Below are 23283 nucleotides of genomic sequence, written 5' to 3'. Positions count from 1 at the left end.
CACCTTTGCCCATGAAATATTCCTCCTTGCGTTTGGCTGCATGAGATTCCGCATCGCGCTGACGTGCATATCGTCTTTGACGTTGTTCTGCCGTCAATCCTTGTTCCTTGCCGTCGACTTTCCCTTTTTCGCCATGAAGGGAGACGTCAAGCGTAAACTGTGTGCGCCCATCGCTCCAGCACAACATAAGCGCCTTATATCCGAGGATGCACTTTTGGTGGACATGAGAGAAAATCTTGCCTATCGCCTCCATGCGCATTCCGGATTTCGGCAGATCCGAGTCATCGGCTATGAGGACAGTGGGAAGATGGCTCTTCTTGAAATCCTTACGGCAAGTCACGCAGGAGATGAGCCTGACTGCCATGCGGTAAATCAGATTGCGCCAGTCTATGTTGTCTTGCGCCATAAAGGAGTAGAATACATCTTTCTTACCTCCAAACATGCGGTTGAGCACCGATTCGGGATAATGGGAGAACCCTTTTATTGCAAAGAACGGCATCAACACGATAATCTGAAAAATCTGTAGATTGGTCAGTTGGCAGTTCGCCCTCTTTTTGCCACCAAGACAACGGCTGTCAAAATGGAATGAGGAAAGAAGACTCGAAAATGTATCCATAACTGAACTTTTGCGCTTTTCACTGAAAAAACTCTTGATTTCCGACGGAATATTTGTAATTTTGCTCATGGCTTTGAGTATGGTATTTAGCTGTTTGAACACCTCTAAATTACTAAATTTCCGTCATATACGGAAATTCTCAAAGCCTTTTTCATGACCATTTTTATGGCATCATACTAAATCCGAAACTTGAGTTACGACTATTACAAGACCGAACGAGGCTATCATCCCCGTTCCATCAACTCCGGTTTAGGTTGGAACAAGACCTCCAATCTCGCATTTCTCAACGCACCTATCCTTGCGTATGCCGATGAAATCCGCAGCGCCGTGTTGGTGATTCATGGCGAGAAGGCACATTCTCGCTACATGGGCGAGGAGGCTTTCAAAAAGCTGAAAGGCGACAACAAACAGCTGCTCATAGTTCCTGGTGCCGTGCATACGGATTTATATGACCGGACGGATATTATTCCGTTCGACAAACTGGAGGATTTTTTCAGAGAATACTTGAAATAGAAGTCGGGTTAGTCAACCTCCTACAGATATCCGACAGATTGCAACAAGAAAACAACACTCCCGAAGAATAATCGATCGGGAGTGTTTCTGTATATGCGAAATAAATTTTGAGAGACTTAGCTCTATATGAGAAAAATGTTATACCTTTGTCGTACAAGAGTTATTTGAGGGTATTACTACCGCAAACTGCAGAAATTCGCACGATTCCCGGATCGTTACCTCGCTCTTTTCAAAACAACTTCAAGTGTTTATTCTTCAAACGATTATATCAAATCGATGAAATACTAAAATAAAAATATATGAGATCTATTAATGGCACGGTTTTACGTAGCGCATTCGCGATGGTATTGGGGTTTGTTTCGGTATTATGGCCGGAAGCAGCCATAACTTATCTGGTTATCACGATCGGCGTACTATTCATTTTACCGGGATTATTCGCTATCCTCAGCTATTTCACCCGACCGGGAAACGAGAACGGGGAGAAAGCTATGTTTCCTATCGAGGCGGCGGGAAGCGTACTGTTCGGGGCGTGGTTGGTAATCATGCCCGAGTTCTTCGTGAACATATTAATGTACATACTTGGCGCCCTATTGGTAATTGCCGGCGTACAGCAATTGGTTTCATTGATATCCGCGAGGAGATGGAGCGATGTACCATGGGGGTTCTACCTGATGCCGGCTTTGATCCTGATAACCGGGGTAATGATTCTCGCCTACCCGTTCGGGGCGGCGGCGAATACATTCGTAATCTTCGGCGTAGCCAGCATTTTCTACGGGGCTTGCGAGCTGATCAACTGGTATAAATTCCACAAGCGTATCGAGAATACCGGATTATGATTTCCGGTATTCCATGGGTGATACCCCCATATGCTTCTTGAAAAACTTGCCAAAAGTGGATTGGTCGGAGAAGTGGAGTATATCCGCTACTTGCTGGACCGTGGCTTGCGGGGCCTTCAACAGCATCTTAGCCTCGACGATCAAGGCGTCGTCAATCCATTTATTCGCCGATTTACCCGTCAGCTCCTTTAAGATAAGCGAAAGATACTGTGGGGTAATAAATAATTTCTCGGCATAGAAGGTAACGACGTGCTGCTCCTTGCAATGCTCGAAAAGCAATTGCAGGAACTGCTCGAAAAGCTCCTCCTTCCGGGAGAGCGTAGGCGTTGTCATCAGCTCCTTCTTACCCATAAAGATATTAGCCAGCTCGATAAAGAAGCCGATCAAAGCGTTCTGAAGCGCCTCCTTCTGGAAAAAATGAGTACGTAGCTTCATCTTTTCCCGCAGGATGGAGAATTGACCGGAGATATGCTCAGTCTCCCCGGCACTCATCGCGGCACATGGATTCTTGCGGATCTGCATATAAAGCACCATGGGGTTCTTTTTCCTTGCCGGGGCAGTATATCCATCCAGAAAAGATCTGGACACGATCAACAAACGCCCTCTTAAGTCTTTGCTCACTTTCGATACCTGTATAATATGAGTCGGCATCAAGGTTATAAACGTATTTTTCTCTATCTTATATGGAATATAATCTACCGAAATATCGGCGGTACCTTCCTGTACCAAGATCATCAACAAAGCATTTAAACGCATCGGGGTGGAATGCTCCAGCCTTTTCTCCTCGTAATTAATCAATTCTCCGTTCAGATCCGCTATCGATAGATCATCTTGAAAGCTATCACTGGACTCAATTCCTTTGATTAATTCAGTGACTTCAATTAAAGGTAAATTTCTCATATTTATCTGTTGATTTTTATTATCACCTCGGACAAAGATAGAAATAAAAAGCCAACGGCCGACCATTATTTCGTTTTTAACCAATTTTCATCTAGAATCGGACGAGCAACAAGAATTTTCGACGATATCCTGTTTCATTCCATGCCAATACCGTAACAGTATAAACCTTTGCGGTTTTCTAAATATATCAGACCTTTGCGAGTGGATTCGACGGAAATATCCGGTCATTGGTCGATTCTAACGAACGAATCATCGCTTTTTACTTGTACACGGGGATTATCCCGGCTACTTTTGACGTAACAAAAAACGAATATGATAAAGCAACAGATTATTGATACGGCGTTCGATCTTTTTTCTCAATATGGCATCAAGAGCGTGAGTATGGATGACGTAGCGAAAGCGGCCGGCATCTCCAAGCGCACACTTTATGAGTCGTTCGAGGACAAGGAAACCTTGCTGATCGAGGGGATCGATCATAATTTCGAATCGCTCGGACAATATCTGACTGGACTGGGAAAAGGGTCTTTCAATGCTTTGGAGGTAATCCTGCTCTTTTATGTGGAGATGATGAAAAACCCGAGATGGTTCAACGAGAAGTTTTACGAGGACTTGAAGAAATATCCGAAAGCCCAACAAAAAATAGAGATGAATAAGGCGAGAATGGGTAAGAGGTGTATGGACTTATTCACGCAGGGTGTTAAAGAGGGCGTATTCCAAGCAGGGATCAACTTCGAGATCATGGCCTTGCTGGTGAAAGAGCAGACGAAGATGTTGCGACCTTCCAACGTCTTCTGCAAGCATTCCATCACCGAGGTATACAACACGATCCTCCTCACATTCCTAAAAGGAATCAGTACCGAGAAGGGAAGAGAGATCCTAGACCGATTCGACCTCAAACAATCCTATGATTTATAGCGAGCACTTAATGAGTTTAATCACAGACAAAATCTATCCTAAATGAAACGATTATTGATGAGTAGAAAATTGATGCTGGTCACATTTATGGTATTGCCTTCTCTGGCGGCGAGACCGGTCCTGGCTCAAGACACCTTGAAACTGGATCTTGGGAAAGCGCTAGAGATCGCTTTGAGCGAGAACCCGACCGTAAAGGTTGCCGATAAAGAGATACAGAAGAAAAAGTACGCACGTAAAGGATCGTATGCTTCTCTATTTCCGCAGATCAATTTTACGGGGGATTACAACCGTACCTTGAAGAAACAGGTGATGTATATGGACTTCGACATGGGAGACATGGGAGGAGGAGGCATGCCCGAAGGCACGGACATGCCGAGTATGGACGAGGGTTTCGAGGTAGGACGTAGCAATAACTGGGGCTTGGGCTTCAACGCTTCCATGCCGCTGGTGAACGCCTCCCTATGGAAAAGCCTGAGCATTTCGGCCCTAGACGTGGAATTGGCGGTGGAGCAAGCCCGCTCTTCTAAGATAGCGATGGTGAACCAAGTAAAAAAGGGCTTTTACGCCGTCCTTCTGGCAAACGACTCTTACCGGGTATTCAAGCAGAGCTACGACAATGCCGTGGAGAATTATCTGGATATCAAACGAAAATACGAACAGGGGACCGTAGCTGAATACGACCTGATACGTGCCGATGTGACGGTAAAAAATACGGAGCCTAACCTGTTGCAGGCAGAGAACTCCCTTACTTTGGCCAAATGGCAGTTAAAAGCGTTATTGGGTATGGATCTGGATTTAAATATCGATTGCGAGGGGCAACTGACAGATTTCAAGTCCAACCTCTTCGCTGACTATCTGTCCATGGATACAACCTTATCCGAGAATACGGACTTGAAACAATTAGACCTTCAGGCGGAGCAGCTGGAAAAGACGCTGGTCATGCAGAAATTCGATTATCTGCCGACCTTGTCGTTGACCGGCCTATATCAATGGAGCGCGATGAACAATGACTTCAAGTTCAAGAATTACAGATGGAACCCCTATTCGATGATCGGTATCACGTTATCGGTTCCTATCTTCTCCGGAGGCAGTAAATTTTATAAAGTGAAGCAGACAAAAGTCTCCATCGACCAATTGAACCTGCAGCGGGACGACACCAAGCGTAATCTGCAGCTGGCCGTGAAGCAGTACATTGATAACATGAATACCTGTATCAAGAAGTTCGACGCCGCCCAAAAGGGAGTCGAGCAAGCGGAACGGGGATATCGGATATCGCAAAAACGGTACGACACCGGAGCCGGCACATGGCTGGAGATGAACGATGCCGAACTTGCCTTGACGCAGGCCCGGTTGAACTTCAACCAATCTATCTACGACTATATGGTAGCGAAGGCGGATCTGGAGAAGGTATTGGGTAACGGACAGATGAATTGAGAATTAAAAATTGAAAGTATAACAGCTAATAATCAGGAACAATCATATGAAGACAAGTCAAATGTTGAGAGGAATACCGGTAGTCACGTTGGCATTGCTGGTGTCTTGCTCGGGTAACAAGCGTGAGGAAGCCGCGGGAACACAGGATGAGAAAGTAAAGGTGAAAGTGGAGACGGTCTCTGTTCAAGACGTGGAGCAACTCAGTGAATTTACCGCCACGGTGGAAGCGAATATCAAGAATCATATCGCTCCCCAAGCACCGTTCCGTATCGAGAAAATCTTCGCCGAGGTAGGCGATCATGTAAAAGCCGGACAGTTATTGGCCAAGATGGACGCTACCAGCTTGAAGCAAGCGAAGATACAATTGGATAACCAAGAGATCGAGTTTAAACGTATCGATGAGTTGTATAAGGTGGGCGGTGCCTCCAAATCCGCTTGGGACGCCCAAAAGACTTCCTTGGAAGTGGCTCGCGAGACGTATAAGAACTTGGTGGAGAATACCCAATTGCTAAGCCCGATCAGCGGAGTCGTAACCGCCCGCAACTACGATAGCGGCGATATGTACAGCGGCGGGGACCCCATCTATACGGTAGAGGGAATCCGTCCGGTCAAATTAATGGTGAATGTCTCCGAGAGTCTTTTCACGAAAGTGAAGAAAGGCCATGAGGCAGATATCCGGCTAGATGTGTACGGAGACGAGGTTTTCAAGGGTAAAGTCAACTTGGTCTACCCGACGATCGATCCCGCTACCCGCACGTTCCCCGTGGAGATCAAGATCGCCAACTCGGATGAGCGGGTGCGACCGGGTATGTTCGCCCGGGTGACGATGAGTTTCGGGCATATGGATCACGTGGTGGCCCCGGATCGCTCTATCGTGAAACAATCAGGCGCCGGCGACCGGTATATCTATGTATGCAAAGACGGCAAGGTCTCCTACCAAAAGGTGGAGCTAGGACGCCGTATAGGTGACAAATATGAGATCTTATCCGGAGTGGAGGGTGGCGACCTAGTGGTCATCACCGGGCAAAGCCGCCTGACGAACGGTATGGAAGTTGAAATCGAAAACGAATAACACAGGCTATGAGTTTATATGGAACAGCGGTAAGAAAGCCCGTGTCGACCGCCCTTGTATTTGTGGCGATCGTGATCTTCGGACTTTTTTCCTTAAGCAGGTTATCAGTGGACTTGCTTCCGGAGATAGAGACGAACACCATCATGGTGATGACGGCCTATCCCGGCGCCAGCGCTTCGGATATCGAGATGAATGTTTCGAAGCCCCTGGAGAACGTGTTGAACAGCGTAAGCGACTTAAAGCATATCACGTCGCAATCCCGCGAGAATATCTCGATCGTGACCTTGGAATTTAATTATGGCATCGATATCGATGTCGCGACGAACGATGTCCGCGACAAACTGGACATGGTGGAGTCTTCCCTACCCGACGACGTGGAGAATCCGACCATCTTCAAGTTCGGCACGGATGATATCCCCATCTTGATCCTTTCCGTGACCGCGAAGGAGAGCACGAACGCTCTTTACAAGATCTTGGATGATAAGGTATCCAACCCATTGGCCCGTATCAGCGGCGTGGGCGCCGTCTCTATCTCCGGCACGCCGATCCGCGAGTTGCAAGTGTATTGCGACCCGTACAAGCTGGAAGCTTACGGGCAGACCATCGAAGGAATCTCCACCATCATCGCGCAAGAGAACCGGAACACACCGGGAGGTAGCGTAGATATCGGCTCGAACACCTACTCCTTGCGTGTTCAAGGAGAATTCACGGACGCCAAGCAGATGCTGGACCTGGTGATCGGCAGCCAAAACGGGAAGAACGTATATCTGCGTGACGTGGCCCGTGTAGAGGACAGTATCGAGGAGCGTACGCAAGAGACATTCAACAACGGTACGAAAGGTGGTATGATCGTCATCCAGAAACAATCCGGCGCGAACTCGGTAAACATCGCCGAGAAGGTGCACCAGGAACTTCCGGAGATACAGGCCAGTTTACCTTCCGACGTGAAACTGGATATAATCATGGATACGTCCACGAATATCTTGAATACGATCGACAGCTTGAAAGAGACGATCATGATCACCTTTATCATCGTTATGCTGGTGGTATTCGTGTTCTTGGGACGTTGGAGGGCTACGTTTATCATTATCTTGACCATCCCGATCTCCCTGATCGCCTCTTTCGCCTATTTGCTCGCCTCGGGCAATACGTTAAACATTATCTCGTTGAGCTCACTTTCCATCGCTATCGGCATGGTGGTGGACGACGCTATCGTGGTATTGGAGAACGTGACGACCCATATCGAGCGGGGCAGCCGGCCGAAACAGGCCGCCGTACACGCCACGAACGAGGTGGCTATCTCGGTTATCGCCTCCACCCTCACGATGTTGGCGGTGTTCTTGCCGTTGACCATGGTGACGGGTATGGCAGGTATCTTGTTCAAGCAGCTGGGCTGGATCGTCAGTATCATCATGATCGTTTCTACGACAGGCGCCTTGACATTGACCCCGATGCTTTGCTCTCAGTTATTACGCCAGCAACCGGAGAAGGGGAAATTGTACCGGATGTTCTTCACCCCGATCGAGAAGGGCTTGAACGCCTTGGACCGGGGTTACGGACGCTTCTTGAACTGGGCCGTACGCAACCGGAAGACGGTGATCGCGGGCGCTATGCTGATCTTCGCCGGCAGTATGATGCTGATCCCGGTCATCAAGACGGAATTTTTCCCGACGCAAGATAACGCACGCATCGGTATAACGATTGAGTTGCCGATCGGTACACGGCAGAATATCACCCGCGAGCTGGCCCTCGACATCGACAAGAAGTTCCGCGAGAAATATCCGGAGATCCTGATCAGCAACTTCACGGAAGGTACGGCGGATACGGATAACACCTTCGCCCAGCTGAGCAATAACGGCACGCATATTATCGAGTTCAATATAAACCTGGCCAGCGTGGGCGACCGCGAGAGAGGCCTTACCGAGATTTGCGAGTTGATGCGGCAGGACTTGGCCCAATACAGCGAGATCAAGAAATTCGAGGTGCTCGCCGGCGGGCAGGAAGGCTCTATGGGTGGAGAGACCTCGGTCAACATCGAGATCTACGGTTTCGACTTCACCCAGACGGACGCCGTGGCGAATGAGGTCGCCCGCCGTATGAGAACCGTGAAAGGATGCTCGCAAGTAAATATCAGCCGCGAGGATTATATCCCGGAATACCAGATCGATTTCGACCGGGAGAAGCTGGCCATCAACGGGCTGAACATAACAACCGCCTCCATGTATCTCCGGAACCGCGTAAATGGTTCCACCGCCTCGAAATATCGGGAGGATGGAGACGAGTATGATATCAAGGTACGTTACGCCCCGGAGTTCCGCGAGTCCGTGGAGGATCTTGAGAATATCCTGATCTACAACAATGAGGGCAAAGGCATCCGCATCCGTGATCTAGGCAAGGTGGTGGAACGTATGACTCCCCCGACCATCGAGCGTAAAGACCGGGAGCGCGTGATCACCGTGACCGCCGTAGCGGGCAAGGGAGCGGCGTTGAGCGACTTGGTCGCCGCCGCCCGCAACGAGTTGGGACAAATGAACATCCCGTCGGACGTGAGTTGGCAGCTGGCTGGAACATTCGAGGATCAGCAGGACACATTTACCGATTTGGGCATCTTGATGGTATTGATCATCATCTTGGTATTCATCGTGATGGCCGCCCAGTTCGAGTCGTTGGTAGACCCGTTCGTGATCATGTTCTCCATCCCGTTCGCCTTCACGGGTATCGTATTTGGATTGGCGGTCACGCAGACACCGCTGGGCGTTATGGCCTTGATCGGCGTGATCATGTTGATGGGTATCGTGGTCAAGAACGGTATCGTGCTGATCGACTATACGATCTTGTGCCGGGAGCGCGGCATGGGTATCATCACGTCGGTGGTGACTGCCGGGAAATCCCGCCTTCGCCCGGTATTGATGACAACGTTGACGACCGTATTGGGCATGATCCCGATGGCGGTGGGAACCGGCGAGGGCTCCGAGATGTGGCGCTCGATGGGTATGACCGTGGCCTGGGGGCTTTCCGTATCCACCCTGATCACCCTGATTATCGTCCCGACGGTCTATGCCGTATTCGCCGCCAATGGCGTGAAACGAAGACGTCGGAAAATAAGGAAGGCATTACGAAATCATTAATCATCTTCGCGTACGGCGGGGAAGCCAAGGCCAGGGGCGAGGCTTCTCCCCGCGGATACGCGATCTCATCCAAACAACTATATGAAAGCGATATTTATATCTTTCAATCAAGCGTATTACGAGACCATCCTCAGTATCATGGACCGTAACAACCTCAAGGGTTTTACCTATTGGGATGTCGTGCAAGGACGGGGAAGCAAGACAGGCGATCCGCATTACGGCAACCACGCTTGGCCGACTTTGAATTCAGCGATCCTCACGATGGTAGAAGACGAGAAGGCCGACCATTTCTTGGAGCTCCTGCACGACCTCGACAAGCAGACGGAAGCGCAAGGGCTCCGGGCCTTCGTCTGGAACATTGAACGAACCATCTGAAGCGATTTTTCGAAACAACACTATTCATCTATCGATATGGACAAATCAATCTTGTTCACGCCCGGTAAGATCGGTCCGCTGACACTCAGGAACCGCACGATCCGGGCCGCCGCGTTCGAGAGCATGTGCCCGGGGAACGCGCCCTCGGAGCAGTTACTCAACTACCACACATCCGTAGCCGCCGGCGGGATCGGCATGACGAACATAGCGTATGCCGCCGTGACGCGAAGCGGCCTGTCGTTCGAGCGTCAGCTGTGGATACGCCCGGATATTATCCCCGGCCTCCGCAAGCTCACCGACGCCATCCACAAAGAGGGAGCCGCCGCTTCCATCCAGTTAGGCCATTGCGGTAACATGTCGCATAAACGGATTTGCGGATGCACGCCTATCTCGGCGTCCGGCGGTTTCAACCTCTACTCTCCCACGATCGTACGAGGCATGAGACCATCCGAGATCACCTCCATGGCCCGTGCCTACGGCGAGGCCGTGCGATTGGCGCGCGAGGCCGGCATGGACGCCGTCGAGATCCATGCCGGGCATGGTTATCTGATCAGCCAGTTCCTTTCCCCGTACACCAACCACCGGAAAGACGAATATGGAGGAAGCCTTGAGAACCGCACGCGCTTCATGAGAATGTGTATGGAGGAGGTGATGAAGGCAGCCGGTTCCGACATGGCCGTGACCGTGAAGACCAATATGCGGGACGGATTCAAGGGAGGACTTGAAATAGACGAATGCCTGGAGATCGCCCGTACGCTCCAAGACCAATGCGGGGCGCATGCCTTGGTATTGAGCGGCGGATTCGTGAGCCGCGCCCCCATGTATGTAATGCGGGGAGAAATGCCGATCCGTACGATGGCGTATTATATGCCCAGGGGTTATCTGCCGATCGGGATCCGCGCGGTGGGTAAATACATGATCCCCGCGGAACCGTTCAAGGAAGCTTACTTCCTCGAAGACGCGTTGAAATTCCGCGAGGCCTTGCGTCTCCCTCTTGTCTACGTGGGGGGATTGGTCAGCAGAGACAAGATCGAGGAGGTACTGAACGATGGATTCGAGTTCGTGGCCATGGCCCGTGCCCTGGTGAACGAGCCGGGTTTCGTCAACCGCATGAAAGAAGACGAGCACGCCCGTTGCGATTGCGGGCACAGCAACTATTGCATCGCCCGTATGTATAGCGAGGACATGGCCTGCCATAAGAAGGTGAGAGGCCTTCCGGAATGTATCGTACGTGAAATCAAACGACTCGAATACAAGTGATGGAAAAGAAATGGGCTTTAGTCACAGGGGCCAGTTCCGGGATAGGTCTCGCGTACGCCGGGGAACTAGCCTCACGAGGCTACGCGTTGGTGATCGTCAGCAACGAGGAGCAGGCGATCCGGGAGAAAGGAGTCTCTCTCTCCGAGAGATATGGCGTAGAGGTCTTGCCGCTTTATCGCAATCTGGCGATCCCCGGGGCGGCCAAGGAACTATACGATACTTGCCAGGAGAAAAACATCCCCGTAGAGGTGTTGATCAATAACGCCGGCATGTTCTTTTTCAGCGAGACCTTGCAAGCCAAGGCCGACATCGTCGGGAAAATGCTTTACCTCCACGTGACCACTCCCACCCAGCTCTGCTATTATTTCGGGCAGGAGATGAAGAGACGGCGCCATGGATATATCCTCAATATGTCATCCCTATCTTGTTGGCTGCCTTATCCGGGAATCGCGCTGTACGCTTCCACCAAGCGATACCTGAAAAGCTTCTCCCGAGGCTTGCGCTCAGAGTTATTGGATTATGGGGTCAGCGTAACCGTACTTTGCCCCGGCGCCGTCGCCACGAACTTGTATCAGCTAAGCGACGACTTAAGGACTTTAGCGATCCGCCTGGGTATCATGACGCGCCCGGAGAAACTAGCTGAAAAAGGGATTAATGCCCTGTTTCGCCAACGGGCTTCCCTACTGCCGGGTCTCTTTAACAAAATAGCCACGCCCCTGGTGATGCTCCTCCCCCACGGCCTTGTCCGCTGGATCATGCGAACCGCGGGAATGGTGAAGCTAGACCGGTCCTGAGTTAAGACACGGAGCGCGAAAGTTGAGCCGACAAGAGCTTCTCCTCGCTTTCCCGGGGAATATTTGTTAACCCGATCGCCAATCGGTTATCATTTATTCCAATTTTTAGTATCCCTAAAACCAAAGGGATAACGTAAATTCGATTTATCGTTAACCCATACGCGAACGCGTAAATAAAAATCCGGATAAACGTTATCCCGATCATGAATCGGATAACATCAAGGCGCGTTCGCAAATTAAAACACGAAATAGTTGTCGCGTAAAACAAAAATCGTATATTTGCACCGCTTTTTAGCCCCGCACCGTGTGATGGGAAATTAGGAAGCGAAACAACTAATTTTGAGTAACACAAAAAAACAAGAAAATGAAGACATTTGAGTTAGAAGGAAAAGGAAGAGAGATCGCCGCTCGTTCGGCCGATCAGAAAAGAGCCTTGAAGGCGATGCGTAAGAACCATGAGATTCCCGCCGTGTTATACGGTGGCGAAAAAGTGACTCACTTCTCGGTCACGAAAGAGGCCGTTCGCAAGTTGGTCTACACTCCCGAGATTTTCGTTGTTGAGTTAAGCATTGACGGCAACAAGACGATGGCGATCGTTAAGGACTTGCAATTCCAACCCGTAACCGACGAGATCCTCCACATGGACTTCCTGGAAGTATCCAAGGAGAAAGCCGTGGTGATGGAAGTCCCGGTTGTCCTGGAAGGTCACGCGGAAGGTGTCAAGGCCGGCGGTAAGTTATCCCTTCAAATGAGGAAACTGAAAGTGAAAGCCGTGTACGATCAAATCCCTGAAAAGTTGACAATTAATGTAGACCACCTTGGTTTAGGTAAGACCATGCAGGTAGGGGCTTTGCACTTCGAGGGCCTTGAGTTGATGAACGCCAAGAACGCTGTCGTTTGCGCCGTTCAATTGACCCGTGCCGCTCGCGGAGCTCAGGCCAAAGGATAATCCGAGGTAAAAAACATTACTGCGATACATGAAGGGGAGGATATTCATCGAATGTTCTTCCCCTTTCTTTTATAGATTCGAGGATCATGAAATATTTAATAACAGGACTTGGCAATATCGGTTCCGAATATTGGGGAACCCGCCATAATATAGGTTTCCGGGTTGTCAACCATTTGGTAGAGCGCGTAGGAGGCAATTTCACGGAGGAACGATACGGGGCAATCGCGCGCGTACGGGTGAAAAACCGCGACCTGATCGTACTAAAACCGAATACCTTTATGAACCTCAGCGGCAACGCCGTCCGGTACTGGTTGCAGAAAGAGAACATTCCCGTGGAAAATCTATTGATCGTCGTAGATGATCTGGCACTGCCATTCGGGACCTTACGACTGAGGCCAAAAGGTAGCGACGCCGGGCATAACGGGTTGAAGAACATCGCCCAATTATTGAATACGCAGGAATATTCCCGCCTTCGTTTCGGCATAGGTAGCGATTTCCCGCGGGGAGGACAGATCGATTACGTGCTTGGGAAATTCCCCCCGGAGGAGTCGCGACTGATGCCGGAGATATTGGATCGTGCGACAGAGATCATCAAAAGCTTCTGCCTCGCCGGCATTCAAATCACGATGAATCAATTTAATAACAAATAAAAAGAGACTGAGGATACAAACATGAACGAGGTACGAATCGATAAATGGATGTGGGCGACCCGTATCTTCAAGACCCGCACGATAGCCGCGGAAGCTTGCAAGAAGGGGCGTATCATGATAGGTGGAGTGACGATCAAGCCTTCCCGCATGATCAAGGTTGGCGACGTGATACAAGTGCGCAAGCCGCCGATCACCTTCTCGTTTAAGGTAATCGGGTTGATCGAGAATCGTGTGGGCGCGAAGCTCGTCCCGAATTATATGGAGAACGTGACTCCCCCGGATCAGTATGAGATACTGGAGATGAACCGCATCTCCGGTTTCGTGAATCGCACGAAAGGTCTCGGACGTCCTACCAAGAAAGACCGTCGCGAGCTGGAGCAATTCACCGGGCCGGAGCACATGGATGACGGGTTCGATTTCGAGTTCGACTTTGGAGAAGAAGAGGAAGAGGAATAAGAACGCGTCTACATACTGGCGCGACGCCATTTACCACCAGAGCGGTAAACGGCGTCACAACAGTATGTAAACAGCCGTTATCCCCCCTATTGTTTCTCCTCGGAAAGCAGATTACCCTCCTCATCCCAGCTACGCCAAACACCGGATTTCTTCCCCTTCGCGTAGAACATCTCATACAGCAATCTCCCCTTATCGCTCCAGATACGCCAAGGGCCGTCCTTATGCCCATCCTTATAGGAAGCCAAGCCGACCAACTGCCCGTTCTCGTTATACGTACGCCATTCTCCGTGAAAGATCCCATGATAATAGGAACGCACCTCGGCGATCTTGCCACTTGGATAATAAATCACGTACGTTCCCTCCGGACGGCCATCTTTCAGATATAGCTCCATCTTAAGCATACCATCGTCGTAAAATTCCGTATAACGACCCGTATACGGAGTGGTTTGTGTGTCATCGGTATAATACTGCCCTTCACTTAAAACCAAGTCTTGCGCTCGCACGGTCCATGAGGCTCCCGCCATAAACGCGGATAATAACAACAGCTTTTTATTCATGATACATTCTTTATCTAAATTATACGCGAAAAGACACCGAGGGATCTTTCCAGATACCTCAGTGTCCCAAACGAATCTACAACCTATTCAAAGTCAAGCTAAATTAATATTCAGTGTTATTCGGATCGTAGTTAGCCCAGCCGGCGGCCCAGTCATTCTTGCCATCAAAAGCGCCCTTATAAGATACCTTCTCGAAGAAAGCATCGTTCAAAGCCGCGTCGGAGAAACTCGCCCCGTCAACCTTATCCGCTACGATCGATGTATAATCGCCGTCTTTAGCGATGATATCATTGCCGGAAGCGTAAGTAAGGTTGCTCAAGTCCGCCGTCTGAAAGTAAGCTTGGCTGGCCTCATCCTTGAAATCCTTCCACATACCGGCGAAGATCACGTTCTTAACGACCGCGCCCGCGTTTGCTTTTTGCAGGTACAAACCGTATGGCCAGCCCGTGAAGATCGAGTTATACACATTCAGGGAAGAGTTCCGACGGATGTGCATAGCGGCTTGGAAGGATCCGCCCTTGGCGCCATTGGCCGCGTCTTCCGTGACATAGAAGATATCATTCTCCGCTTTACCGGCTGATTCACCATAGAACGGACCGATCAAGGTCACGTTGGAGAAGACCGGAGTAGTAAGTGGCGTATTATTGGAGCCATCAGCGTCGTTATCAGACTCAAAGCCATTAGACTTGGACGTGTCAGCGTGCTTCGGGTCGCGAACGCCTAACAAGAACTGCAATTTACCTTGGAACCCATAGTCCGTGTCAAACTCATCATCCCAGCCTTTGTAAGCGATCAAGTGTTTTGCGTTTACCGTACCGCCAAACCACTCGAACGAGTCGTCGCCACAGAAAGACACCTGGACATATTCGATTGTGGTACCGCGGCCAACGCCACCGAAAGTCAAGCCGTTGATCTCCTTGTTCGGCTCCAATGGATAACCGGCGAACTCGATACGGACATATTTCACGATACCGGAGTTGTCCTCCGGGTCCTTGCCGCCATAAAAAGAGCGAGGTCCGCCCTCTATCTGAGCCTCACCGGCTGTATTATTCACGATAGACTTACCACAAAGCACCAAGCCTCCCCAATCACCATAGGTACGAGACGATTTCGGTTGATCGGAAGTGAACACGATCGGTTTCTCTGCCGTACCCTCGGCGATGATCTTTCCGCCACGCTCAATGATCAAGGAGCCTTTAGATGATTTCTCCCCTTTGATTACCGTTCCCGGTTCGATCGTCAAGGTCGCGCCGTCCGTCACATATACGAAACCTCTCAACAGGTTGTTATCAGCAGCCTTCAAGGTCATATCCGAGGTAATCTCACCCTCCAATATAACATCTTGAGTTTCCTCCTCTACTACAGGCGGATTTACAATTACAGGATCATCGTCGTCGCCACAAGCGGTTGTTCCAAACATCGTGGCCATACAGAAAGCGGCGGCCACACCTTTTAATAAAAACTTGTTCATAAGTAAACGAATTTAGTTTATATGAGTGAATTCAAATTTAAAACTTCACGGCTACACCCAGATTCACGGTCATGCCCGGACGATAGCTCCGGATCAGTTGCTCTACCTCCCGTTTCTCACCGGAAGCCTCCGTTAATTCCAGGAATTGCTTATATTCTATTTTTGAGTTTAACAGATCTTTTACGCCTCCCTTGATCTCCACATATTTACCGATCTTCTTCGAAAAGCTCAAATCCAAGGCGTTACGGGGCATCTCATAAATATCGGGAATATCATCATTCGGGTTTTGCTTCGGTACGCCTACCGTCTCGATACGTTTGCCGATCCGGTTATACAGGACTGAGGCCGAAATACCGGCGTTGTCGTTCTGATAGAATAAACCCGTATTGATCAGGTAAGGGGATTGCCCTTGCATCGCACGATCCCGCTCGAAAGAACCTTCGGCGAAATACACCTTGCTATGAATATAAGCCCCGTTGAACACGAAGCTCAGGCCTTTCAGACCGATAAAGTCCAGATTCTTCTTGATATCCAGCTCCACGCCGAAAGCGTTCGCATGATCGGCGTTATGATACGTGTACTGCAATCCGGAACCCGCTTCCATATAGGTTTGCTCGATCGGATTATCGAACCGTTTGTAGAAACCGCCGATCGTCACCGTCTCTCCCGGAGTCGGGTAAAACTCGTAGCGCAGGTCCACATTATTCGCGGAAGCGTTCTTCAAGTTTACGTTACCCGTGATATTCGCATCCAAGGCGAAATCATAATACACATAAGGTACGATCTCCCGGAACTCCGCCCTATTCACGGAACGTCCATAAGCCAAGCGTACTTGGTGCTTCTCATTCAAATGATAGGCGATGTTGACGGAAGGAAAGAAATCCGTAGAATTCTGATCCAGATGCACCGGTTTTATACCGTCCGACTCATAACCGTCTAACTTCAATTGATAGTACTCCATACGTACCCCCACATTTGCGTTCAGTTTCTCCCCCCAGTTCAGCTTAGCGGCTACGTAAGCGGCACCCAGCAGGTTATCGGAAGTATAAGAGTCGCTCTTGTTCGTACTCTCTTTCATATAGATACGATCGGTCGATATATTCGCGTCCGAGAAGACCGAGCTATAGTCCCATTCGGCGAAACGGTCATAACCGCTTCCCAGCATGTTATAGACAAAACGACGGGCATCGAAATTCCGTTTCTTGAACTCGCCATATACACCCGTGTTCAAGACAGGGGCAAACATTTCCGAGACGGCGAACTTATGCTCGTAATTCAAGGCGGCGGAAGCGCTGTTATCTTTCAGGTCCTGATAATAACGAGTCGGGTCGGACACGTAATAACGAGAGTCGCCATCTGTCGCGCCCGCCAAGGATTTTACCACCTTGCGATCCGGTTCCTTGTATGCGGCGAAGGCATAGCCCAGCGTCCAATCCAATTTATTCATATCTTCTCTCAATTTATGATCTCCGCTCAGCTGGCCGGAATAGGTGGTGCGTCCGGTATAAAGGGATTCCCATTTCTGGATATTCTGGTCGGAGTAGAAATCCGTTCCCTCCCGTTGCGATAGGGAAGAGGTCCCACGCTGGTTGAAGAAATTCCGGAACTCGTATTTGTTCGTTCCCTTCATCAGCGACCAGTTGAACAAGGCTCCTAATTTTGTCGTATTCTTGTATTGTACATCATAGTAGCGGTAACGGTACGAGGATTGATCCTTGGCCATATCGTACGAGAGGTAATTGTTGTTTTTCATCTCGTAATAATCATAGCCCGTGCTATAGTTCACGCTGGTGATATTACCGATCTTCATGTCACCGATGTCAAAGGTACGATTCATCGTGAACGTCAGCTTCTGTTCCGGCATCGCCGTGAAATGACGCACGTTCCACCCCGTATTCACCCGCTTCGTAAACGCCACCGCATCCGCCGCCGATACATCGTTCAAATGAGATGGGGCGTTCGAGGGCAACATCCTGGAGCCAGCGCCAAAGCCCAGATAATCCAAGGCGGAACCTTTCGTCAGTTGGAAGTCCCGGAAAGCGGAGTTCGTATTAAAACCGATTTGATAGGAGACATTGAACGTATTCCCCTCGGGGATATTCTTTGTCAGCACCCGCACGAAACCTCCGGAGAAATCCGCCGGCAATTCCGCCGATGGGCTTTTATAGATCATCATATTATCGATCAGGGAAGAGGGAAGCACATCAAATGAGAAGGCACGACTGTCCGTCTCGCTGGAAGGAGTCGTGGCATTGTTCAGCCACACATTATTATAGCGTTGCGCAAGCCCTCGGACCACGATAAAACGCTCGTCCACGATCGTGATGCCCGGAATACGGCGAAGCACCTCGGCGGCGTCGCTATCTTGTGTCTTGCCGATTTGCTGTGCGGAGATACCGTTCACCACCGGAAGGCTCTTACGCACCGTGTTCAGCACGGCCATCTCGGTACCCAGTTTTCGTTGGGCAACCACCACGACATTCTGTAACTGAAGATCGGCATCTGAAAGCTCGATATTCAACACCGCCTCTTGACGTGCGACCACCGGTACATCCTTTACCGTTTGTGTTTGATACGACACGTAAGATGCGGCCACCGTATAGGTACCCGGCTTCACGTTCTCGATACGGAAATTACCGTCTATATCCGTGATGGCGCCAGTCGTAGTCCCCTCGATCACGACCGAGGCGCCGATCAGCGGCTCTTTCATCTTAGCGTCCGTAACCGTACCGCAGATAACCCCAGTCTGTGCCCACAGAGAGAATGACAAGAAAACTCCCATCCAGAAAAGCCCTAACTTTCTCAATCTTTTGCCTCTTACACTTTTTCCCATTATCTTACTACTTATTGTTTCATCTTTGATTTCGACGCGAAAGTACAGGGGCGATATTTCAAAGATGTTTAGATCCGATAACAATGAAGACAACAAGTGTTACATTTTCAAGACGGCGACTTTTCCTTATCGTTTGACATAGCCTGACGTATTTTTATTACATTTGCACTCCGAAATTCATAAAGACATATCAATAATATGAAGAACATAAAAATTTTCCCGAAAGACTGGTTGCAGTTGCATCCCTATAAACAAAGCACTCCCGTGGATTCCTATTATACGGGAATAGCGAACCGTATTTACGACATCCTGGAGAAGACCGAGTTGGTAAACTCCTTCGAGAGCGAGGAGACAAAGCAGATCTGTATCCGCATGGCCGCCTACTTCGAGGACGTGATCTCCGGCATGGGAATTTGGCGCACCTTCATCCTTACGCACAAGGAGCTATACGGCAAATACCTCCCCTTCTACACCCCGGACGATTATTATTACGACGACGAGGTGAACCTCGAGGACGTGCGCTTCCTCCTTTGGCACTATACCCAGCAGTATCACGGCTACCGTAAAGGTACGTTTGTCAATCCGGACAACCCTGCCAACGAGTCCACCGGCATGCTTATCTATGACCTGTTCTGCAAAGAATGGACTACGGCGCCGGAGAATACCCGCATGGCCCAGCTTTTTGCCCTTGATACCCGCTACGAGCGGCAAGAGGACTACGACCGCCTGTTGCAATGGTTTCATTACGATTCTTATATCCTGCCCGAGTCGGCCCGGGAACTGAGCGACTTCGCCCACGACCGCTGGAAAGAGCAGCCCGATCTCAACCGAGAGCAACTCAACAACCTGCTCGTCAACAGCCACGGCATGATGGCCTACACCAGCAAGACCTCCCTGCTAGGTCTGACCTCCCCGCAATGGCTGGCAAAGATATTGCCCGCCGAACATCCCGACCATGCGGTATTCCAGAACACAGCCGACGAATCTGTAGCCACCCTGCCCGACGATATGCTGGAGGAAAACCGCCAGGAATACGAAACTTTCCGCAAAGCTGCCGGTGACAAACCGCTTCTTTATTTCGAAAAGGCCAAGGACGCGCAAACATTTATCACGGAAACTTCCGGCCTTATCCCCGCCGAGAACTTCCATCTCCCCGAGGACTGGCGAGGCAAGAAACTGGCGATCTACGCCACGCCCGAGGAAGGCGCCCAAGTCATTACCCGCGACGTGGAGTTGATCAAGGATGAGAACAACCCCTTCTACGACGCCGACCGTGCCGCCAAGCAAGCGCTCTCTTTCTTCATCGTGAAACATTGCAGCGTTTACTTCCTGCCTGAGCTGGTAAAGCGAGGCATGCTGGCCGACGCGCAAACGAAAAGCCTTACCGGCCCGGAACGCGGCAAGGCGATCATACAAGATAATTGGAAATTCCTATCCCGCTATTTCATCCGGGAATATCCCGATAGATAAAACAGAAGCTTTCATTCCGCATGTTCCACCGCAGAGGCTTTAGCCTAAGGCTCGGCTTTCAAAAACAGGAACGAGCCAAGCGGCAGGGTCGTAAAAGGCATACAAGAATCCGCCTATTAACGAATGTTTCTTTTCTTTACTAGCAAAACGCACCAACTTTTATGAATAATAAACGCTGGTGCATTTAATTTTTATAATAACTTTGCCGGCTGGAGTCATAAAACACTTTAAAATAAATTTATATGAAGAAAATCTTTACATGCATTAGTTTGGCAGCCGCTACATTCATGACTGCCACCCCGGTGATGGCACAACAACAAAAACAAATATCAGACCAAGAAAAGGTGGCTTTCGTAAAAGCTACGGTACCGGCGATATTTGACCAAGTAAAACAAATCAGTGGTATAGATTTCATGGGATTGACAAATCCCGATATTGAGACTGTACTGAACTCTCCGCTTTTCGGCACACAAGGTATGTTACGCGCGGCTACATCGACACCGATTAGTATTCAGCCGGACAGTATGACTATTAATCTAAGCGAGGTAGATATCAATGGTATACCGGCTGCGGTAAAGCCGATGTTGGCCAATATCAAATTAACATTCGCGGATTACAAAGATTATACGATGACAACCGCGAACGGGCGGACCATCGAAATCAGCGTACCTTTGAAAGTCACGGCCAGTGCTTTTGATGGTTTTATCTCTTGCGATGTAAATTTTGCTGTAGGAGAAAAGAAAGGATTACTTCCGTTTAGTTCCTTCACGGCCAGTCTTGATCTTGGAAGTCTTGAAACCGTATTACCATCCGTAGGCATGACCAGTATAAAGAGTGGCACGCTGGTTTCCATGACAGAAACAGGCTCCAATGCCGTTTATGATTATGAGATTAAAATTGGAGAAAGCTTACGCGGGATAGCAGCGATAAGCAACCTTCCGGACTTCCAGATATCCGTTGATATGACTAAAATGCAGAGTCAAGCGCCGACGATCAACGCGTCTTTGAAGGGTGTCATGCCCAATGCAGAATTGCCGATGGGGGACGCGGCGGTTTATTTAAATCCACAGGCGGCGGTAGCAGGTACGATAACGCCTGACTCTATCATCTTGACCTCCTACGTTTCCGGGACTGTCAACGTGGATAAATACAAAAAACTTGTACAGAATGTCAATGTCGTAGATGGAAAGAAAATCCAGACACATTACACAACGTATGAGAAAAAGACAGTAGATGCCGCTTGGGGTTGGAAAGAGGCCAGCATGACAACGATACAGGGTAACCAGGAAATTGATCCTCAACATCTGGCATCTTCTATATTGAATGGTGTCTTTACCGATTTGGTTTCAGGAAGTCCTACTTCTTTCAACATGAGTACAACTGAGTTTGAGTCTGAAGTGGACAGCAAAGGTATCACCACATTTACATTGGAAGTTGTTCCATCTATGGTAGGCACGCAAGCTGCTAAAGCGACTGTTAAAATAAGTTCGTACGACGATGAAGCAAACGCGTTGAAAGCAAGCATGAATATCGATGTAACCATGCCATTGAAAAATCAAACGATCACGGTTGATTTTACACCGGCGGATTATACAGCCCCTGTGGGAACCATGTACGTGAAATCCAACGCGATCGGCATCGTCACCGATAACGAGACGATCCGTGACGAAGTTCAGAATGTTAGGGTCTCTAAAGCCGCCGGCGGTCTTTATGTAAAGAACGGCAAGGGCAATTACGTAATCGTTAACATGGTCGGCAAAGTCATAAGCACAGGTGTTATCACCGGCGACGAGCAATACATCCGCACGCCGAATATGCCGAACGGTATTTACATGATGTCTATCGATCAGCCTAAGGCTTCGCAGTCTGCTCATAAGACAACGGTTAAGTTCGTGAAATAAATCATCCGGACGATTTTAATCCGATAAAAGGAGCTATCCGGAAACAAGACCGGGTAGCTCCTTTCTGTTTGTCGATTTGTAAACCGAACTCCCGGAGAGATGATCACATCCGCGAAGGATCTATTACGATATAAAACCAACACATATACTTCTTGTTATTATTCGCAACCAAAAGCGGCCATTATAATTTCAATCTATCACAAGCCACGTATTTATAAAACATTCCTGCCTCTTCCCCGTCACACGCTTGTCAAAACGCTATATATTTGTATTACAATAAGACAAAAAGAAATAATACAAAGAGCAATATCACCAAAATGACAAAATCAATACGATTCACGAAGATGCACGGCGCCGGAAATGATTACATCTATGTAAACACGATGGTTTATCCGATAGACCGTCCCGAGGAACTATCCATCGCATGGAGCAAGCCGCACACAGGTATAGGATCTGACGGATTGGTCTTGATCGGTCCCTCGGACATCGCCGATTTCAGCATGCATATCTATAACGCGGACGGCTCCGAGGCGAAGATGTGCGGAAATGCGTCCAGATGCATTGGCAAATATGTCTACGAGGCCGGCCTGACGCGAAAGGACAGGGTTACCTTAGAGACCTTATCCGGCATCAAGGAGCTGCGATTGAAAATTCGGGATGAGGCGGTCACCGAGGTCACGGTGGATATGGGAATGCCTGCCGTAGGCGAGGTCGCCCTGGAGGTTGAGGCCGGAGGAGCGATTTACACCGGCACCGTCATCTCCATGGGAAATCCTCATTGGGTGCTCTTCGTGGACGAGATGGACAAGGTCGATCTGGCAAGCATAGGCCCGTTACTGGAACGCCACCCGCTCTTTCCGGACCGGACAAACGTGGAGTTCGCACAGGTGCTAAAGCCGGACGAGGTACGGATGAGGGTATGGGAGCGCGGCTCCGGCATCACCCAAGCCTGCGGGACCGGAGCTTGCGCCACCGCCGTGGCCGGGGTCGTGCGCGGGAAGACCCGGCGGAAGACGAAGGTCATCATGGATGGGGGCCCCTTAACCGTCGAGTGGGACGAGCGAAGCGGTAAGGTCTTCATGACCGGCGGGGCGGTCAAGGTATTCGAGGGATTCATCGACGTCTGACAACGCGGGGAACGAGGCAAAACAAC

The 23283-nt window shown here is 49.7% G+C and carries 18 protein-coding genes and 2 pseudogenes; 15 read left to right on the top strand and 5 right to left on the bottom strand.

Translation table 11 applies throughout. The features are described from left to right. Positions 1-685: pseudogene (locus tag G7Y39_RS09160) on the bottom strand (IS4 family transposase); the annotation flags it as partial. Between the two features lie 126 nt (positions 686-811). Here G7Y39_RS09160 and G7Y39_RS09155 point away from each other — a divergent pair. Both G7Y39_RS09155 and G7Y39_RS09150 read left to right on the top strand, forming a co-directional pair. Next, a pseudogene (locus G7Y39_RS09155) lies at positions 812-1129 on the top strand (alpha/beta hydrolase); the annotation flags it as partial. Between the two features lie 299 nt (positions 1130-1428). Continuing rightward, positions 1429-1965, top strand: coding sequence for an HdeD family acid-resistance protein (locus tag G7Y39_RS09150; protein WP_165157135.1), 537 nt, complete (start codon positions 1429-1431; stop codon positions 1963-1965). Here G7Y39_RS09150 and G7Y39_RS09145 read toward each other — a convergent pair. Next, the gene (locus tag G7Y39_RS09145; RefSeq protein ID WP_165157133.1) at positions 1960-2865 is read right to left on the bottom strand and encodes an AraC family transcriptional regulator; all 906 of its coding nucleotides are present in this window, start codon (positions 2863-2865) and stop codon (positions 1960-1962) included. The genes G7Y39_RS09150 and G7Y39_RS09145 overlap by 6 nt on opposite strands. A 312-nt stretch (positions 2866-3177) precedes the next feature. On the opposite strand from G7Y39_RS09145, the gene G7Y39_RS09140 reads away from it, so the two are divergent. The 10 genes from G7Y39_RS09140 (at position 3178) to G7Y39_RS09095 (ending at position 13898) form a co-directional block, all read left to right on the top strand. Beyond that, positions 3178-3780, top strand: a complete 603-nt coding sequence (locus G7Y39_RS09140) for a TetR/AcrR family transcriptional regulator (protein WP_165157131.1) — start codon at positions 3178-3180, stop codon at positions 3778-3780. Positions 3781-3822: 42 nt separating this feature from the next. Beyond that, positions 3823-5214 (top strand): TolC family protein, encoded by a 1392-nt coding sequence (locus G7Y39_RS09135; RefSeq protein WP_165157129.1) that lies wholly within the window; start codon positions 3823-3825, stop codon positions 5212-5214. A gap of 46 nt (positions 5215-5260) precedes the next feature. Beyond that, on the top strand, positions 5261-6286 hold the full coding sequence (locus G7Y39_RS09130) for an efflux RND transporter periplasmic adaptor subunit (protein WP_165157127.1): 1026 nt from the start codon (positions 5261-5263) through the stop codon (positions 6284-6286). A gap of 8 nt (positions 6287-6294) precedes the next feature. Then, on the top strand, positions 6295-9414 hold the full coding sequence (locus tag G7Y39_RS09125; protein WP_165157125.1) for an efflux RND transporter permease subunit: 3120 nt from the start codon (positions 6295-6297) through the stop codon (positions 9412-9414). 81 nt (positions 9415-9495) lie between these two features. After that, positions 9496-9789, top strand: a complete 294-nt coding sequence (locus G7Y39_RS09120; protein WP_165157124.1) for a PG0541 family transporter-associated protein — start codon at positions 9496-9498, stop codon at positions 9787-9789. A gap of 36 nt (positions 9790-9825) precedes the next feature. After that, positions 9826-11049, top strand: coding sequence for an NADH:flavin oxidoreductase (locus tag G7Y39_RS09115; protein WP_165157123.1), 1224 nt, complete (start codon positions 9826-9828; stop codon positions 11047-11049). Beyond that, entirely contained in the window at positions 11049-11843 is a 795-nt protein-coding gene (locus G7Y39_RS09110) for an SDR family oxidoreductase (protein WP_165157121.1), read from the top strand. The genes G7Y39_RS09115 and G7Y39_RS09110 overlap by 1 nt, the downstream gene beginning before the upstream one ends. Before the next feature lie 364 nt (positions 11844-12207). Further along, entirely contained in the window at positions 12208-12792 is a 585-nt protein-coding gene (locus G7Y39_RS09105) for a 50S ribosomal protein L25/general stress protein Ctc (RefSeq protein WP_165157120.1), read from the top strand. Between the two features lie 86 nt (positions 12793-12878). Next, positions 12879-13442, top strand: a complete 564-nt coding sequence (gene pth, locus G7Y39_RS09100) for an aminoacyl-tRNA hydrolase (RefSeq protein WP_165157118.1) — start codon at positions 12879-12881, stop codon at positions 13440-13442. Positions 13443-13463: 21 nt separating this feature from the next. Continuing rightward, positions 13464-13898, top strand: coding sequence for an RNA-binding S4 domain-containing protein (locus G7Y39_RS09095; protein WP_165157116.1), 435 nt, complete (start codon positions 13464-13466; stop codon positions 13896-13898). An 86-nt stretch (positions 13899-13984) separates the two neighbouring features. Here the strand turns inward: G7Y39_RS09095 and G7Y39_RS09090 are convergent, their stop codons facing one another. The 3 genes from G7Y39_RS09090 to G7Y39_RS09080 all read right to left on the bottom strand — a co-directional run bounded on the left by G7Y39_RS09090 (position 13985) and on the right by G7Y39_RS09080 (position 18759). Continuing rightward, positions 13985-14455, bottom strand: a complete 471-nt coding sequence (locus G7Y39_RS09090) for a toxin-antitoxin system YwqK family antitoxin (protein WP_165157114.1) — start codon at positions 14453-14455, stop codon at positions 13985-13987. A gap of 103 nt (positions 14456-14558) precedes the next feature. Further along, positions 14559-15926, bottom strand: coding sequence for a hypothetical protein (locus G7Y39_RS09085; RefSeq protein WP_165157112.1), 1368 nt, complete (start codon positions 15924-15926; stop codon positions 14559-14561). Positions 15927-15963: 37 nt separating this feature from the next. Next, a complete protein-coding gene (locus G7Y39_RS09080) occupies positions 15964-18759 on the bottom strand; it encodes a TonB-dependent receptor (RefSeq protein WP_165157110.1) in 2796 nt (931 codons plus the stop codon). 198 nt (positions 18760-18957) lie between these two features. Here G7Y39_RS09080 and G7Y39_RS09075 point away from each other — a divergent pair, with 198 nt between their 5' ends. The 3 genes from G7Y39_RS09075 (at position 18958) to dapF (ending at position 23257) form a co-directional block, all read left to right on the top strand. Next, on the top strand, positions 18958-20229 hold the full coding sequence (locus tag G7Y39_RS09075) for a DUF3843 family protein (RefSeq protein WP_165157108.1): 1272 nt from the start codon (positions 18958-18960) through the stop codon (positions 20227-20229). A 242-nt stretch (positions 20230-20471) separates the two neighbouring features. Next, entirely contained in the window at positions 20472-22130 is a 1659-nt protein-coding gene (locus G7Y39_RS09070; protein WP_165157106.1) for a DUF6383 domain-containing protein, read from the top strand. 317 nt (positions 22131-22447) lie between these two features. After that, the gene (gene dapF, locus G7Y39_RS09065; protein ID WP_165157104.1) at positions 22448-23257 is read left to right on the top strand and encodes a diaminopimelate epimerase; all 810 of its coding nucleotides are present in this window, start codon (positions 22448-22450) and stop codon (positions 23255-23257) included. The last annotated feature ends 26 nt before the right edge of the window (positions 23258-23283 follow it).

This window comes from Parabacteroides sp. ZJ-118, assembly GCF_011038785.1.
Lineage (GTDB): Bacteria > Bacteroidota > Bacteroidia > Bacteroidales > Tannerellaceae > Parabacteroides.
Note: the sequence above shows the minus strand (reverse complement) of the source record. Positions and strands in the feature narration are given on the sequence as shown.